This window comes from Actinomadura sp. NEAU-AAG7 (assembly GCF_018603865.1).
Taxonomy (GTDB): Bacteria; Actinomycetota; Actinomycetes; order Streptosporangiales; family Streptosporangiaceae; genus Spirillospora; species Spirillospora litoris.
Genome location: NZ_JAHFZY010000009.1, coordinates 51,685 through 66,898, shown reverse-complemented (window position 1 = coordinate 66,898; position 15,214 = coordinate 51,685). Strand labels below are relative to the sequence as shown.

Sequence of the window (15,214 nt, the reverse complement as noted above, 5' to 3'; positions counted from 1 at the left end):
GGTGTTACTCCTCTCCCCGTCCGGTGGGGAACGCCGCGTCCCGGGCGCCCATCAGGGCGCGCAGGCGGGCGAGGCCGTGCGCGGTCTGGCTCTTCACGGTGCCCTCCGAGCAGCCGAGGATCTCCGCGACCTCCGCGACCGGCAGGTCGCACAGGAACCGCAGGACGAGCACGGCGCGCTGCTTGCGCGGCACCCGCTCCAGCGCGGCGCGGACCACGGCCCGGGTCTCCACGTCCGGCCCCGGCGCGGACGCCCGGCCCGGCGTGTCGGCGGGCGCGCCCGTCAGCCGGACCCGCGTCCAGGCCAGGCGCCGCTCGCTGAGGAACACCCGCACGAGCATCGCGCGGACGTACCGGTCGGTGTCCTTCGCCGCGCGGGCGCGCCGCCAGTGCACGTAGAGCCTGGTCAGCGTGGTCTGGACGATGTCGTCGGCGCGGTGCGCGTCGTGGCACAGCAGGTGCGCGATCCGCCGCAGCCCCGGCAGCGCCCCGGTCACGTACTCCACGTACTCGCCTTCGTCGACGGGGTCACCTCCCCGCGCCATCGAGAAGGGGACGGACGTCCCACACCCACACGCCCCCCTCGTACCTGCCGGGCCCGAGCAGCTCCTGGAGGACCTCGCGCAGCACCCGGTGGCGCTCCGCCGGGCCGAGCACGACCGCGTCGGCCTTCCAGTAGGCGAGGTCGGCGCGGGCGGCGGCGCGGTCGGCGTCCCCGACGACCGGCGGGTCCTCCTCGTCGCGCGCCTTCGCCAGCAGGTCGGACGTCGGCCGCCGGGGCGCGCCGTACCCGCCCTTGCGGTCGGATCCGAACGGGCCGATGAAGTAGCCCTCCGGGACGGGGAACCCCAGCCCGGCCTCGACCTGCCAGTGCAGCGGCGTCGCGTCGGGGACGTCGGGCAGCGGCGCCGGGACCAGCGTCCGGCCCGGGCGGACGTGGTGCCGCCACGTCCCGTCGGTGAAGAACGCCGGGACCGGCGGACGGTCGTGCGCGGCCAGCGGCTTGGGCGCGATCGGCACCAGCGCCTGGGCGAGGACGACGCCGCACAGCATGCGGGCCCGCCGCCCCGCCGGGGCGGTGGCGAGGAACCGGTCGGTGCCGAGCGCCAGCAGCAGCCCGACCGCCGGGACGCACACCAGGACGAACCGCGACTCGATCACCGACTCGAACAGGGGAAGCCGCGACACGAGGCGCCACGGTCCCGGGATCCCGGTCTCGTATCCGTCCACGACCACCTCGCGGCCGAGCGACAGCAGGGCGGCGCCGCCGATCACCACGCCCAGGGCCCGAGCGAGCGCGTCGCGCCGCAGCCAGACCAGCAGCGCCGCGACCAGCAGCACGAGCGGCCAGCCGAAGAACGCGTTCTGCTCGGTCGGGCTCGCGTCCAGCGGCCCCGGCACCGCCTGGTGCCCCGCGAGCGACTGGCGCGCGAACGCGGTGAGCTCCGTGACGTCGTTGCCGGACGGGTTGTGCACCAGCCCGTCGTAGCTCTGCCCGCCGAAGAACTGCCAGACCAGCGCGTACGTGGTGAGCGGCAGGAACACCCCGGCGGCGACGCCGAGCCCGGCCGCGAGCCGCCGGGCCGCCGCCCGTGCCGCCGCCGGGCGCAGCGCCGCGTACGCCGCCGCGAACAGGGCGAGCCCGGCCGCGGCGAGCAGCAGCACCTCCTCGCCCAGGTAGATCTGGTACGCCGCGAGCAGCCCGAGCGGCGCGCCCTCGCGGACGGCGCCGCCCTCGCCCCGGGCCAGCCGGACGAGCCGTCCGATCATGAACGGGATCGCGGCCAGCACCACGAAGTTGGGGTGGGCGTTGGCGTGCGAGACGAGCGGCGGCGCGAACCCGCAGAACCCGCCGCCCACCGCGGCGGCGGCCCGGGACGCCCCGAGGTGCCGCTGGAACAGCCGGTACCACGCGGCGGCGCTCCCGCCGAGGCCGAGCGTCAGCACCAGCGCCCACGTCACCGAGGGGCCGAAGGCCAGCGTCACCGGCGTCAGCGGCACCGACACCCCGAGCATGACGGTGTTGCCCATCAGGTTCACGCCGGACGGGTAGTTCTGGAGCGTGGTGAAGAACGGGTCGTCGAGGTGGGTGACGGCGCGTGCCGTGACGGCGAAGAACCACTCCCACTGGGTCTGGTCCTGCCCGCCGTCGACGAGGTAGCGGTCGCCGGGGTCGATCCACAGCCGCCCGAGGACGGCGACCGCGGCCAGCAGGAACCCGGCCGTGACCGCGAGGTCGGCCCGCCACCCGCCGAGCCGCCACCGGGAACGCGCGCCGTCCACGCCGGGCCGGGTGCCCACGTCCGCCGTCACGCCGGCACCCGCCCCTCCTGGATCTCCCTGACCGGGGCGGACTCCCGGGGCGGCGGGACGAGCCGCACCGGCCCGAGCCGCAGGCCGATCAGGACGACCTCGGCGAGCACCTTCGCGTAGTCCACCGGACGGATCTTGGACCCCGGACGGTGCGTCCACCGGACCGGGACCTCCGCGACCGGCCACCCGAGCCGGGCGAACAGGCCGAGGATCTCGACGTCGAAGCCCCAGCCGTCCACGCGGGCCACGGCGAACGCGGTGCGGGCCGCGGCGCCGTCGAAGAGCTTGAAGCCGCACTGGGTGTCCTCGACCCCGCGCACCGCGAGCGCCCGGATCAGCGTCCGGCCGAGCCGCGCGGGCGCCAGCCGCAGCGGGTGCCGGCGGACGCGGGCCCGCGAGCCGATCGCCGCCGCGCAGCGGGGGCCGAGCGCGGCGCGCAGCCGCCCCAGCTCCTCGACGGGGGTGGCGAGGTCGGCGTCGGTGACCAGCACGAGCCGCCCGCGCGAGGCGAGCACGCCGGTCCGGACGGCGTGGCCCTTGCCCCGGTTGGCGGGCGTGCGCAGCAGCCGGATCCGCGGGTCGCGCCGGGCGGCCGCCCGGACCTGCCGCGCGGTGCCGTCGGTGGAGCCGTCGTCGACGACGATCAGCTCCCAGCGGTCCGGGCCCCGGTCGAGGTGGTCCCGGACGGCGCCGAGGGTGCGCGGCAGGCGCGCCAGCTCGTTGTGGGCCGGGATCACGACCGACAGCTCGACGGGGTCGCGCGGTGCGGCGCGCGAGGGGAGGCGCGGTGAGGCGTTCACACCTGGGAGACCCCGCCGGGCCGCCGTTCGGTTGTATGACATGGGTCACATGTCAGGCGCGGATCAGGTGCTGCCCGCCAGCTCGATCGGCTGGACCTTCGGGTCGCCGGCGTCGGCGAGGTAGTCGTCCGGCCGGGTGGCGTCCACGCCGTCGGCGAGCCGCGCCGCGCGGCAGACCGCGGTGCCGACGACGGCGACGGCCAGGTTGACGGCCAGGGCCAGCATGCCGACGTAGACCGTCATCCTCGTGTCGAGGCCGAGGTCGCTCAGCTTGTAGGCCGAGCCGCCGAAGTGCTCCTTGCCCTTCGCCGGGTTCGGGATCCCGTACAGCATCCACAGGCCCGCCGCCAGGCCGGCCGCCCAGCCCGCCAGCAGCGCGCCGCGGTGGAACCAGCGGGTCACGAGCCCGAGCGCCACCGACGGCAGCGTCTGCAGGATGATGACGCCGCCGATGAGCTGGAGGTCGATCGAGAACTCGGGGTCCAGCAGCAGGATGCAGGCGACCGCGCCGACCTTGACCACGAGCGAGACCAGCTTGCTGACCGTCGCCTCCTGCTTCTCGGTCGCGTCCGGGCGGAGGTACTCCTTGTAGATGTTGCGGGTGAACAGGTTCGCCGCCGCGATCGACATGATCGCCGCCGGGACGAGCGCGCCGATGCCGACGGCCGCGAACGCCACGCCCGCGAACCAGTCGGGGAACATCTTGTCGAACAGCAGCGGGACGACCGTGTTGGTGTCGGGCTTGCCGTCGGTCACGACCGGCTTCACGCCCGCGTCGATCGCCATGAGGCCGAGCAGCGCGATCAGCCCGAGCACCAGGCTGTAGGCGGGCAGCGCCGCCATGTTCCGCTTGACCACGTCGCGGTTCCGGCTCGCCAGCACGCCCGTGACGCTGTGCGGGTACAGGAACAGCGCGAGCGCCGACCCGAGCGCCAGCATCGCGTAGTTGAGCTGGTTCGTGCCGTCCAGGAGGATCCCGTCGCTCGGCGCGGGGGACTTGGCGAACTTCGCCTGCGCGGAGTCGAAGATGTCGCCCCAGCCGCCGAGCTTCGTCGGGATGTACAGCACCGCGACGATGACCACCAGGTAGATCAGGACGTCCTTGACGAAGGCGATCAGCGCGGGCGCCCGCAGCCCCGACTGGTAGGTGTAGGCCGCCAGCACCACGAACGCGATGACGATCGGCCAGTGCCCGTGCACGCCCATCGACTTCAGCACGGCCTCGATGCCGACGAGCTGCAGCGCGATGTAGGGCATGGTCGCGACGATGCCGGTGACCGCGACCGCGAGGGCCAGCGTCGGCGACCCGAACCGGGCGCGGACGAAGTCGGCGGGGGTGACGAACCCGTGGACGTGCGACACCGACCACAGCCGGATCAGCACGAGGAAGACGATCGGGTACATCACGATCGTGTAGGGGACGGCGTAGAAGCCCGCCGCGCCCGCGCCGAACACCAGCGCCGGGACGGCGACGAAGGTGTAGGCGGTGTAGAGGTCGCCGCCGAGCAGGAACCAGGTGATCCAGCCGCCGAAGCTGCGGCCGCCGAGGCCCCACTCGTCCAGGCTGTCCATGTCGCCGGGCCGGCGCCACCGTGCCGCGACGAAGCCCATCCCGCTGACCAGCAGGAAGAGCGCGCCGAACACGATCATCTCGGTGAGGTGGTCGCTTGACACGCCGCTCAGCCCCGCTTCCGGGTCATGCGGTACACGAGGACCGTGCAGACCACGCCCAGGGGGATGAACGCGAACTGCATCCAGTAGAACGCGGGGAGGCCGCCGAGGCGGGGATCGTCGTCGTTGTACAGGAAGGTCAGCAGCGGCACCACGGCGGGGACGGCGAGGAGCCAGTTCCAGCGGCTGCGGTCGGAGCGGGCGGGAGGCGGCGGCGGGGTGCGGTCCGTGCCGGGTTCTGTCGAGGCCAAGGGGCCCTCCTCGTCACGTGCGGTCGAGCGCGCGGCCCGTCCCGGGACGCGGTCCGGGCCATGATCGAAGCCGGGTGAGCCTATCCCCGGGCGGTCACGGGCCGATCTCGCTTCGTAGGCCCCCTGGTCACGGGCCGGGTTCCGGGGAGTACGCGCCGTCGCGGGCGCGCCCGCCGTGGTAATCTCGCCGTATGCGAACCGCGACCTTCCAGTGGTGGTGGCGCCGCTGAGGCGGCGCCGGTTCGTGTACGTTCCAGACCAAGGCGACCGCCCTCCCGGCGGTCGTTTCGTGTGTCCTCCGCCGGTGCAGGGCCCTATCGATGAGGGGCCACCACGGTGGAGACCGTCTCACAGCAGCCGATGACCAGCGAGTTCGTCACGGCCGGGGGCATCGGCGTGACCCGCTCGGCCACGCCGGTCGATTCCGAGCGCAAGTCGGCGGTGCTCAACGCGCTCGTCACCGCCGTGGGGGAGCGGCGCGGCGGGGTGCTCAGCTCGGGCATGGAGTACCCCGGCCGCTACAGCCGCTGGCACATGGCCTACGTCGACCCCTGCCTGGAGATCGTCGCGCGCGGCCGGACCGTCACCGTGCGCGCGCTCAACGGGCGCGGCCGGGTCGTGCTGCCCGCGCTGCTCCCGGCGCTGCGCGCGACCGGCGAGGTCAGGGCTGACGAGCCGGACGTCTTCGCGGTGTTCGTCCCGCCCACCGGGGAGTTCTTCGCCGAGGAGGAGCGCAGCCGCCAGCCGACCGTGTTCACCGCGCTGCGCGCCGTCGCGGACGTCTTCCGCTGCGACGACCCGCGGCTCGGCCTGTACGGCGCGTTCGGCTACGACCTCTCGCTCCAGTTCGAGCCGCTGCGGACGCGCCTGGAGCGCCCCGCCGACCAGCGCGACCTCGTCCTGCACCTCGCGGACGAGATGGTCGTCGTGGACCGCAAGCGCGAGACCTCGCACCGCCTGTCGTATGAGTTCGAGGTCGGCGGCGCGAGCACCGCCGGGCTGCCGCGCGCCACCGAGCCGACGCCGGTGCCCGAGGCGGCGGCGGAGCTGCCCGCGCAGCCGGTGCCGGGCGTGTACGCGCGGATGGTCGAGGAGGCGAAGGAGCGGTTCGTCCGCGGCGACCTGTTCGAGGTGACGCCGGGGCACGCCATGTACGGGCGGTGCGACGCGCCCGCCGTGTTCTTCGAGCGGCTGCGCGAGACCAACCCGGCGCCCTACGAGTTCATGTTCAACCTCGGCGACGGCGAGTTCCTGGTGGGCGCCTCGCCGGAGATGTTCGTCCGGGTCACCGGCGACCGGGTCGAGACGTGCCCGATCGCCGGGACGATCCGGCGCGGCGGCGACGCGCTGGAGGACGCCGAGCAGATCCGCGCGATCCTCACCTCCGCCAAGGACGAGTCGGAGCTGACGATGTGCACCGACGTGGACCGCAACGACAAGTCGCGGATCTGCGTCCCCGGGAGCGTGCGGGTGCTCGGCCGCCGGCAGATCGAGCTGTACTCCCGGCTGATCCACACCGTCGACCACATCGAGGGGCGGCTGCGGCCCGGGTTCGACGCCCTCGACGCGTTCCTCACCCACATGTGGGCGGTGACCGTCACCGGCGCCCCGAAGGCGTGGGCGATGCAGTTCATCGAGGACCACGAGGAGTCGCCCCGCCGCTGGTACGGCGGCGCGGTCGGCTTCATCGGGTTCGACGGGTCGATGAACACGGGGCTGACGCTGCGCACCGCGCAGATCCGCGACGGCGTCGCGACGGTCCGGGCGGGCGCCACGCTGCTGTACGACTCCGACCCCGACGAGGAGGAGCGCGAGACCCACCTCAAGGCCAGCGCGCTGCTCGGGGCGCTCGCGGCGGCGCAGGCCGAGACCGGCGCCGCCCCCGTCGAGGAGGCGGAGCCGGCAGCCGAGCGGCCGGGCGAGGGCCTGAAGGTCCTGCTGGTCGACTACGAGGACTCCTTCGTCAACACGCTCGCCGACTACTTCCGGCAGGAGGGGGCGGAGGTCGTCACGCTGCGGCACGGGTTCCCGGCGCGGATGCTGGACGAGCACGCCCCCGACCTGGTCGTCCTGTCGCCGGGGCCGGGCCGTCCCGAGGACTTCGGCGCCGCGGCGCTGCTGGACGCGCTGGACGAGCGCGACCTCCCCGTCTTCGGCGTCTGCCTGGGGCTCCAGGCGATGGTCGAGCACGCGGGCGGCGACCTGGCGCTGCTGCCCGAGCCCTCCCACGGCAAGCCGGGACAGGTGAAGGTGACCGGCGGCGGCCTGTTCGAGGGGCTGCCGGACGAGTTCACCGGCGCCCGCTACCACTCCCTGCACACCACGCCCGACCGGCTGAAGGGGTTCCAGGTGACGGCGCTGACCGGCGACGTGGTGATGGGGATCGAGGATCCGCGCCGGCGCCGGTGGGCCGTCCAGTTCCATCCCGAGTCGATCCTGACGGCCTCGGGCGGGGCCGGGCACCGGATCGTCGCCAACGTGCTGCGGCTCTGCCGCTGACCGGGCGGTCACCGCGGTCCGGGGCCTTTCGGGCGGCGGCCCTAGTCCCGAGGCACTAGCCGAACGGGCCGGAAATGGTTCCGTGGTCCCTACCGTGCGGGGGCCCGGGACGGAAGACTCTGTGACGGCAAGAGTGCCACGTTTCCGTGACACGTGTTTGACCGCTGTTATCCCCCACGGAGGGGGGAGGCGTCCCCCCTCCGTACCAAATCCGTGTTTCGGATGACCGAAACAGGTGCGAGTGTTTTGCCGGGTTTGTAGAGGGGATCCCCCTCAGCATGATGACAATCCTGTGGCTCATCGCGGTGATCCTGGTCATCGCGGGCATCTATGTGATCCTCGCGCGGCGCGACCTCATCTGGGGCGCCGTCCTCATCGTCGTCGGCCTGCTGGTCGGCCCCGGTGGCGTCAGCATCTTCACTTGACCGAAATTCCCCCCGGAGACGGGCGGGGCCACGAGAAACCCTGACGTAACCTGTCAGGTTTCGGTGCCAGCCTGGTCTTCATGAACCGTGCACTGACTGGAAAGATCGCACTGGTCGCGGGGGCCACGCGGGGCGCGGGGCGCGGCATCGCCGTGCAGCTGGGCGCCGCCGGGGCGACCGTGTACTGCACCGGACGCTCCACCCGGGAGCGCCGGTCGGAGATGAACCGTCCCGAGACCATCGAGGAGACGGCGGAGCTGGTGACGGCCGCGGGCGGCGAGGGAATCGCCGCCCCGGCCGACCATCTCGACCCCGACCAGGTCGCCGCGCTGGTCCGGCGCGTGGACGCCGAGCAGGGGCGGCTGGACGTCCTGGTCAACGACATCTGGGGCGGCGACGGGCTCTTCGAGTTCGGCAAGCCGCTGTGGGAGCAGTCGCTGGAGGACGGCCTGCGCATGCTCCGGCTCTCCATCCACACCCACGCCATCACCAGCCACCACGCGCTGCCCCTGCTGATCCGCGAGCCCGGCGGGCTCGTCGTCGAGGTGACCGACGGGACCGCCGAGTACAACGCGAAGTACCGCAAGGAGGTCGGGTTCTTCTACGACCTCGCCAAGAGCGCCGTCATCCGGATGGCGCTCGCCCAGTCGGTGGAGATCGCCCCGTACGGGGCGACGGCGCTCTCGCTGACGCCGGGCTGGCTGCGGTCGGAGGGGATGCTCGACAACTACGGCGTCACCGAGGAGACCTGGCGCGACGCGGTCGAGAAGGTGCCGCACTTCGCGATCTCCGAGACGCCCGCCCTCGTCGGACGCGCCGTCGCGGCCGTCGCCGCCGACCCCGAGCGGGCCCGCTGGAACGGGACGTCGCAGTCCAGCGGCGGCCTGGCCAAGGAGTACGGGTTCACCGACACCGACGGCAGCCGACCCGACGCCTGGCGCTACATCACCGAGGTCGTGGAGCGGGACCTGCCCGCCGACGTCACCGGGTACCGGTGACGGCCGGCGCGGGGGCGCCTCAGCCGTAGAGCGCGGCGAGGCGGGCGGCGGCGCCGGCCATCCGGGCGCGCAGCTCCGGCGGCTCCAGGACCTCCACCTCGGGCCCGAGCCGCAGCAGCTCCGAGAACGCGACGGCCACCGACTCGACGGGCAGGGTGGTCACGACCCATCCCCGCTCGTCGGGCGGTCCCGCCGCCTCCGCCGCCCGCTCCGCCGCGTACTGCTCGACGGCCCACCGCAGCCCCCGCATCCCGGCCGGGCTGAGCCGCACCGTGACCTCGCCGCCGAGCATCGAGCGCACGAACGCCGCCGCCTGCTCCCGCCAGTGCGCGGCCAGGTCGAACGACTCGTCGCGCTCGAACCGGTCGCCGGTGGGCCGGACCGCCGTGACCCGTTCCGCCCGGTAGGTGCGCGGCCTGCCGTCCACCCGCGCGACCAGGTACCAGATGCCGTTCTTCAGCACGAGCCCGTACGGCTCGACCGTCCGGACGACCTCCCGGTCCTTGCGGTAGCGCAGCTCGACGACCTCGTCCTCCCACACCGCCCGCGCCAGCTCGCGCAGCAGCGGCGGCGGCCCGGCCTCCTGGAACCAGCCCGGCGCGTCCAGGTGGAACCGCTGCGCGGCCCGGGCCGGCGCGTCCCGCAGCGACGCGGGGAGCGCCGCGAGCACCTTCAGCCCCGCCGAGGCGACCGCGCCGCCGAGGCCCATCTCCCCGGCCGGACCCGGCAGCCCCGACAGGAACAGCGCCTCCGCCTCCTCCCGGGAGAGCCCGGTCAGCCGCGTCCGGTACCCGCCGACCAGCCGGTACCCGCCGTGGCGGCCCTGGTCGGCGTACACCGGGACGCCCGCCGCCGACAGCGCCTCCACGTCCCGGTAGACGGTCCGCTCCGACACCTCCAGCTCGCGCGCCAGCTCGGCCGCCGTCATCGTCTCCCGCGACTGCAGGAGCAGGACGAGCGAGATCAACCGGGAAGCCCTCACGCTCCCATCCTGGCACCCGCGGCGACCATCCCGTCCATTCTTGACAATCTGGTGTGAGGTTCCGCGGTTTCTCCTGTCGGCCACGGCCCGGCGGCTGTTAGTTTCGCGGCGTGCTCACCGAAAACCCCTCCATCGAGGCGTTCATCGACGCCCTCCCGAAGGTCGAGCTGCACGTCCACCTCGTGGGCTCGGCCTCCGTCCCGACCGTCCTGGAGCTGGCCCGCCGCCACCCGGACGGCCCCGTCCCGCTGGACGAGCGCGAGCTGCGCTCCTTCTACCGGTTCCGCGACTTCCCGCACTTCGCCGAGGTGTACGAGTCGGTGTCGAGCCTGGTCCGGACGCCCGAGGACGTCGCGACGCTCGTGCTCGGCACGGCCCGCGACCTCGCGGCGCAGAACGTCCGCTACGTCGAGCTGACCGTCACCCCCTACACCCACCAGCGCGCGGGGATGCCGATGCCCGCGATCACCGAGGCGCTCGACCGCGCCGTGCGGGAGGCGCGGGAGGCGCACGGCGTCCGCGTCGCCTACATCTTCGATATCCCCACCGAGTTCGGAGCCGAGGCGGCGCGCCGCACGCTCGACCACGCGCTCACGCATCCGCCGGAGGCGCTGGTCGGGTTCGGGCTCGCGGGCATCGAGCAGTGCCGCCCGCCGCACCGCGACACCTACCGCGAGGCGTTCGCGGCGGCCCGTGCCGCCGGGCTGCGCAGCCTCCCGCACGGCGGCGAGATGAGCGGGCCCGAGATGATCTGGGAGAACATCGAGGGGCTGCGCGCCGAGCGGATCGGGCACGGCATCAGCTGCCTGGACGACCCGCGCCTGGTCGCCCACCTGCGCGAGACGCAGATCCCGCTGGAGGTGTGCCCGACCTCCAACGTGTGCACCGGCCAGGTCGCCTCCCTCGCGGAGCACCCGCTGCCGCGCCTGCTGGAGGCGGGCCTGTTCGTCACGCTCAACAGCGACGACCCGCCCATGTTCGACACCACGCTCACCGGCGAGTACCGGGCGGCGGCCGAGGTGTTCGGGCTCGACCGCGCGGCGCTGGCCGCCCTCGCCCGCAACGCGGTCACGGCCTCGTCCCTGGACGCCGCCGCCCGCCAGGCGATCATCGAGGAGATCGACGCGCTGTGACCCCGCCCCCTGGCGGCCCTACCCCCAGGACATGCGCCGCCAGGGGCTGGACGGGTCCTCCGCGAGCACCCGGTGGCCGGTGAGCGACCGCTCGTACCACTCGCCGAACTCGCCGTCGTCGAAGCGCAGCATCCGGCCGAGGACGTACCCGGCGGAGAACGACTCCCACGACGGGTACACCTGGTGGGCGCGGTGGCCGGCCGTCAGCACGCACTTCTCGGCCTCCTCCGCGTCGCAGTACCCGCTGTTCAGGCCCCAGCGCGCCATGTTCACCGCGCGGCCGAAGTCGTAGCCGTACACGCTCTCGACCAGGCCGCCCGGAGGGAGCAGGCCGTCGGCGCGGAACCGGGACTCATACCGCAGGATCGTCCCGGACAGCTCGACGACCTCGCGGACGGTCTCCCGCCCGATGTCGCGCTCCTCGCACCAGGCGGCGATCGCCGACCGCCACGTCCGCTCGTCGGTGCCCCGGCCCCGCCGGTCGAGCACCATCTGGATCGCCGGGTCGCTGTTGTTCGCGTCGAGCAGCCTGTCCATCTGCTCGCGCCAGCTCGCCGTGTCGGTGATGCCCCAGTCCCGCTCCAGCAGCTCCCGGTCGTTCCCGTCGTCGGTGAGAGCGTTCCACGCGACGCCGTTGCCGACCGCGAGGTGCGCGCCGACGGCCAGCGCGGCGGCGAGCCGCCCCCAGGGGGCGCCGTCGGGGTCGGTGACGAGGATGTCGTGGTCGCGGTCGGGACGCCGCTCGGCGTCCGCGAGCAGCTCGGCCACCCGCCGGTGCCCGTCCCCGCCCGGCGGCATCTGCGCCAGCAGCTCGCGCAGGGGCAGCAGCGCCTTGCGCGGGCCCGCGTCCCGCACGATGAGCCGCGCCGCGTGGACGCCCGCCGCGTCCGCACGCCGATGGTCCTGGAGCGACCCGAACCCGGTCATCGCGGCCCAGGCCCGCCGCGCCGCCTCGCTGGTCCGCCCCGCGGCGGCCAGCACGTGCGCGGCCTGCGCGTCCAGCACCGCGCGGACCTCACCGGTCATCGACGCGGCGGCCCGCTCGACGGCGTCGAGGATCCGCTGCGCCTCCCCGGTCCGCCCGGCCGCCGCGAGCGCGCGGGCCTGCCGGGCCCGCACCGCGACGGCGGACGTCCAGTCGCCGCGCGCCTCCATCGCCTTCGCCGCGTCCGCGTAGGCCGCCGCGGCCTCCCCGGCGCGCCCCTGCCGCTCGAACTTGCGGGCACGGTCGAGCATGGCCTGATACGTCATGACTTCTCCTCCGCGCCAAACCGTACCGGTCGGCCGCTCACCAGAGGATCAACTCACCGCCTCCAGGGCGGGTGTCGTGCTCGTTGGCGAGGGCGCCGGCGTGGCCGCGCGCCGGCCCTCTGTCGCCGCGTCACGGCGGGCGCTAGCCTCCTGCCCATGTACCCCGTTTCGATGACGGGCGCCGGTGTGGCGCTGCGGGAGTTCACCGCGGATGATCTCGATGCCGTGTCGAAGGTGTACGGCGACCCGCATGTCGTCGAGCACCTGTCGTTCGAGCCGCGGAGCCGCGACCGGGTCGCCGCGACGCTCTCCCACCTGATCGACGCGGCCGGGCATGAGCCGCGGGTCGAGTACTCGCTCGCGGTGGCGGACGCGGCGTCCGGGCAGGTGATCGGCGTCGCGCGGCTGGCCGTGGACGTCCAGCACCCGGGGCAGTCGAGCGCCCAGCTCGGGTTCGCCTCGCGCCCCGACCGGTGGGGTGCGGGGCTGGCCGCCGAGACGGGGCGGCTGCTGTTCCGGCTCGGGTTCGAGGACCTCGGGCTGCACCGGCTGTGGGGGGCCCGCAGCCCCGACAACGTCGCGGCCGCGCGGTTGATGGCCAAGCTCGGCATGGTGGAGGAGGGCCGGATCCGGGGGCATTTACGGGTGCGGGGGGCGTGGCGGGATTCGGTAGTCCATTCCATCCTTGAGGACGACGACTGGCGGGGCGCTTCCTGAGCGCCGTTGCGCTTGTCCACTGCGACGTGCGAGGCCGCGCCTGCGCTCAGCGCTCGTCCTCTTGGTCATCGGGGATCGCGGTGATCTCCACGCGGGTGTCGTGGAAGACGGGGCCGCCGCCGAGGTCGGTGTCGCGTTCGTCCACGACGGCGTTGGCGTTCGCACCGCCGGAGAGCTTGGGCCAGTGGCCCTTGGCGGTCGCCGCGACGCCCGTCCTGACCTGGTCGGTCAGCTCCAGGGTCGCCTCGAACGCGCCGCGGTCGTTGGCCACTCGGACGCGCTGCCCGTCCCGCAGGCCGAGCCGCTCCGCGTCGTCGGGGTGCAGTCGCACCGACGGGCCGCCCCGGCGCCGCCGCAGCTCGGGGTTGTTGGCGAACTGGGTGTTCAGCGACTCGTGGGAGGCCGCCGAGACCAGCGCGAACGGGTAGCGGGCGGCGCGCGCCGCGTCCGCGACCTCGGCCGGGGGAGTGTAGCCCGCGACCGGGTCGGCGCCGGCGGCGGCCGCGAGGGCGGAGCGGAACTCCAGCCGCCCGGACGGCGTCGGGAACCCGTCGGCGTACGGCAGGAACGGGTCCGGCACGGACATCCGCACGAACCCCTCCTCGCGCAGCCGGTCGAGTGTGACGCCCGCCATCCAGGGGTGGTCGGAGTCCAGGAGCTGCTCGGCGAGGCTCTCGTCCGAGTCGTACAGGCTCGGCTCCTCCAGGCCCATCCGCCGCGCCAGCCGCCGGAACGTCTCGGCGGTCGGCAGGCACTCGCCGGGCGGCGCGACCGCCGGCTCGTTCCACGTCAGGTAGAGGTGGCCGTAGCCCTCGTGCAGGTCGGTGTGCTCGTGCTGGGACGTCGCGGGCAGCACGATGTCGGCGTAGTCCACGGTGTCGGTGGGGAACTGGTCCAGCACGACCGTGAACAGGTCCTCGCGGGCCAGGCCGCGCCGCACCCGGCCCTGGTGCGGGGTGCTGCCGACCGGGTTCGCGGCGATCACGAACAGGGCCTTGACCGGGGGGTCCCGCACGTCCAGCAGGCCCTCGCCGAGGCGGCTCATCGACAGCGTCCGCACCGGGCGCGGCCGCAGGTCGTCGCGGTACAGGGCCGCCTTGTTCAGCTTCACGTGCCCGGAGGTGGAGAACGACAGCCCGCCGCCGAGCCGCGCCCAGTCTCCCGTCACGCCCGGGATGGACGCGAGGACGCGCAGCGTCGAGCCGCCGCCCGCGTTGCGCTGGATGCCCTGGGTGGCGCGGATCGCGGTGGGGCGGGTCCGCGCGAGCCGCTCGCCCAGCGCGCGGATCCGGTCCGCCGGGACGCCGGTGATCTCCGCGGCGCGCTCGGGCGGGAACTCCGCGATCCGCGCCCGGAACTCCTCCCAGCCCTGGGTGCGGCGCGCCAGGAACTCCTCGTCCTGCGCGCCGAGGCCCACGACGACGTGCAGGAGGGCCAGCGCGAGCGCGGCGTCGGTGCCGGGCAGCGGGGCGAGGTGCTCGTCGGCCTGCCGCGCCGTCCGCGTCCGGACGGGGTCGATCACGACCAGGTGCGCGCCCGCCTTCCGCGCCGCCTGGACGAACGCCCACACGTGGTGCCCGCTGGTCAGCGGGTTGGTGCCCCACAGGATCAGCAGCCGGGCGTGCGCGAGGTCCTGCGGGTCCATGCCGCCCGGCGACCCGATCGTCGCCTCCAGGCCGGCGGCGCCCGCCGCCGAGCAGATGTTCGCGTCGTGGGCGGAGGCGCCGAGCACGTTGAAGAACCGCCGCCCGGAGTAGCCCTCCAGGCCCTGGAGGTAGCCGAGTGTGCCGGTGCCCCAGTAGGGCCAGACGGCCTCGCCGCCGTGCTCGCGGACGACGCCCTCCAGCCGTTCGGTGATCTCGTCGAGCGCCTCGTCCCAGCCGACGCGCTCGAAGCGGCCCTCGCCCTTGCGGCCCGTGCGGCGCATCGGGTGGAGGAGCCGGTCGGGCTGCTCGGCACGTTCCAGCCACCGGTTGACCTTCGCGCAGAGGGCGCCGCGGGTGTAGGGGTGGTCGGGGTTGCCCCGGATGCGGACGGCCTTGCCGTCCCGGACGGTGACGACCCACGAGCAGCCGTCCGGGCAGTCCAGCGGGCACGCGCCCAGCACCTTCAGCTCGGCCGGCATCGGATTCCTCTCCGTTCTGGGCGGACCCACCCAGTCTGCGCCATAGCCCT

Annotated in this window: 13 protein-coding genes; 5 read left to right on the top strand and 8 right to left on the bottom strand. The window is 74.2% G+C overall.

Features of this window, described 5'->3' with window-relative positions:
* Positions 1 to 4: 4 nt before the first annotated feature.
* The 5 genes from KLI87_RS34085 to KLI87_RS34065 form a co-directional block, all read right to left on the bottom strand.
* Positions 5 to 544, bottom strand: coding sequence for a SigE family RNA polymerase sigma factor (locus KLI87_RS34085; protein ID WP_214620324.1), 540 nt, complete (start codon positions 542 to 544; stop codon positions 5 to 7).
* Positions 528 to 2,312: a glycosyl transferase gene (locus tag KLI87_RS34080; protein WP_214620323.1), complete on the bottom strand. Its 1,785-nt coding sequence runs from the start codon at positions 2,310 to 2,312 to the stop codon at positions 528 to 530. The genes KLI87_RS34085 and KLI87_RS34080 overlap by 17 nt, the downstream gene beginning before the upstream one ends.
* Positions 2,309 to 3,112, bottom strand: coding sequence for a dolichyl-phosphate beta-glucosyltransferase (locus KLI87_RS34075; protein ID WP_214620322.1), 804 nt, complete (start codon positions 3,110 to 3,112; stop codon positions 2,309 to 2,311). Before KLI87_RS34075 ends, KLI87_RS34080 begins: the two co-directional genes overlap by 4 nt.
* A gap of 63 nt (positions 3,113 to 3,175) precedes the next feature.
* Positions 3,176 to 4,786, bottom strand: coding sequence for a monocarboxylate uptake permease MctP (gene mctP, locus KLI87_RS34070; RefSeq protein WP_214620321.1), 1,611 nt, complete (start codon positions 4,784 to 4,786; stop codon positions 3,176 to 3,178).
* A gap of 5 nt (positions 4,787 to 4,791) precedes the next feature.
* The gene (locus tag KLI87_RS34065; RefSeq protein WP_156220748.1) at positions 4,792 to 5,034 is read right to left on the bottom strand and encodes a DUF3311 domain-containing protein; all 243 of its coding nucleotides are present in this window, start codon (positions 5,032 to 5,034) and stop codon (positions 4,792 to 4,794) included.
* A 336-nt stretch (positions 5,035 to 5,370) separates the two neighbouring features.
* On the opposite strand from KLI87_RS34065, the gene KLI87_RS34060 reads away from it, so the two are divergent.
* The 3 genes from KLI87_RS34060 to KLI87_RS34050 all read left to right on the top strand — a co-directional run bounded on the left by KLI87_RS34060 (position 5,371) and on the right by KLI87_RS34050 (position 8,956).
* A complete protein-coding gene (locus tag KLI87_RS34060) occupies positions 5,371 to 7,533 on the top strand; it encodes an anthranilate synthase component I (protein WP_308166419.1) in 2,163 nt (720 codons plus the stop codon).
* Between the two features lie 278 nt (positions 7,534 to 7,811).
* A complete protein-coding gene (locus tag KLI87_RS34055; RefSeq protein WP_173390966.1) occupies positions 7,812 to 7,958 on the top strand; it encodes a GPGG-motif small membrane protein in 147 nt (48 codons plus the stop codon).
* An 80-nt stretch (positions 7,959 to 8,038) separates the two neighbouring features.
* On the top strand, positions 8,039 to 8,956 hold the full coding sequence (locus tag KLI87_RS34050) for an SDR family oxidoreductase (protein ID WP_156220747.1): 918 nt from the start codon (positions 8,039 to 8,041) through the stop codon (positions 8,954 to 8,956).
* Positions 8,957 to 8,975: 19 nt separating this feature from the next.
* Here the strand turns inward: KLI87_RS34050 and KLI87_RS34045 are convergent, their stop codons facing one another.
* Positions 8,976 to 9,938 carry a YafY family protein gene (locus KLI87_RS34045; protein WP_214620320.1) on the bottom strand — a complete coding sequence of 321 codons (963 nt, stop codon included), beginning with the start codon at positions 9,936 to 9,938 and terminating at the stop codon, positions 8,976 to 8,978.
* Positions 9,939 to 10,048: 110 nt separating this feature from the next.
* On the opposite strand from KLI87_RS34045, the gene add reads away from it, so the two are divergent.
* Positions 10,049 to 11,071, top strand: coding sequence for an adenosine deaminase (gene add, locus KLI87_RS34040; RefSeq protein ID WP_214620319.1), 1,023 nt, complete (start codon positions 10,049 to 10,051; stop codon positions 11,069 to 11,071).
* An 18-nt stretch (positions 11,072 to 11,089) separates the two neighbouring features.
* On the opposite strand, the gene KLI87_RS34035 is transcribed toward add, so the two are convergent.
* Positions 11,090 to 12,322: a DUF1266 domain-containing protein gene (locus KLI87_RS34035; protein ID WP_156220746.1), complete on the bottom strand. Its 1,233-nt coding sequence runs from the start codon at positions 12,320 to 12,322 to the stop codon at positions 11,090 to 11,092.
* 156 nt (positions 12,323 to 12,478) lie between these two features.
* Between KLI87_RS34035 and KLI87_RS34030 the strand changes: the two genes are divergently transcribed.
* Entirely contained in the window at positions 12,479 to 13,039 is a 561-nt protein-coding gene (locus KLI87_RS34030; protein ID WP_214620318.1) for a GNAT family N-acetyltransferase, read from the top strand.
* 46 nt (positions 13,040 to 13,085) lie between these two features.
* Here KLI87_RS34030 and KLI87_RS34025 read toward each other — a convergent pair whose 3' ends face one another.
* Positions 13,086 to 15,164 carry a molybdopterin-dependent oxidoreductase gene (locus tag KLI87_RS34025; RefSeq protein WP_214620317.1) on the bottom strand — a complete coding sequence of 693 codons (2,079 nt, stop codon included), beginning with the start codon at positions 15,162 to 15,164 and terminating at the stop codon, positions 13,086 to 13,088.
* Positions 15,165 to 15,214: the final 50 nt, after the last annotated feature.

Coding starts and splice junctions, on each gene's coding strand:
- KLI87_RS34035 (WP_156220746.1), bottom strand. CDS start 12,322: ATGACGTATCAGGCCATGCTCGACCGTGCCCGCAAGTTCGAGCGGCAG.
- KLI87_RS34055 (WP_173390966.1), top strand. CDS start 7,812: ATGATGACAATCCTGTGGCTCATCGCGGTGATCCTGGTCATCGCGGGC.
- KLI87_RS34085 (WP_214620324.1), bottom strand. CDS start 544: ATGGCGCGGGGAGGTGACCCCGTCGACGAAGGCGAGTACGTGGAGTAC.
- KLI87_RS34025 (WP_214620317.1), bottom strand. CDS start 15,164: ATGCCGGCCGAGCTGAAGGTGCTGGGCGCGTGCCCGCTGGACTGCCCG.
- KLI87_RS34050 (WP_156220747.1), top strand. CDS start 8,039: ATGAACCGTGCACTGACTGGAAAGATCGCACTGGTCGCGGGGGCCACG.
- KLI87_RS34030 (WP_214620318.1), top strand. CDS start 12,479: ATGTACCCCGTTTCGATGACGGGCGCCGGTGTGGCGCTGCGGGAGTTC.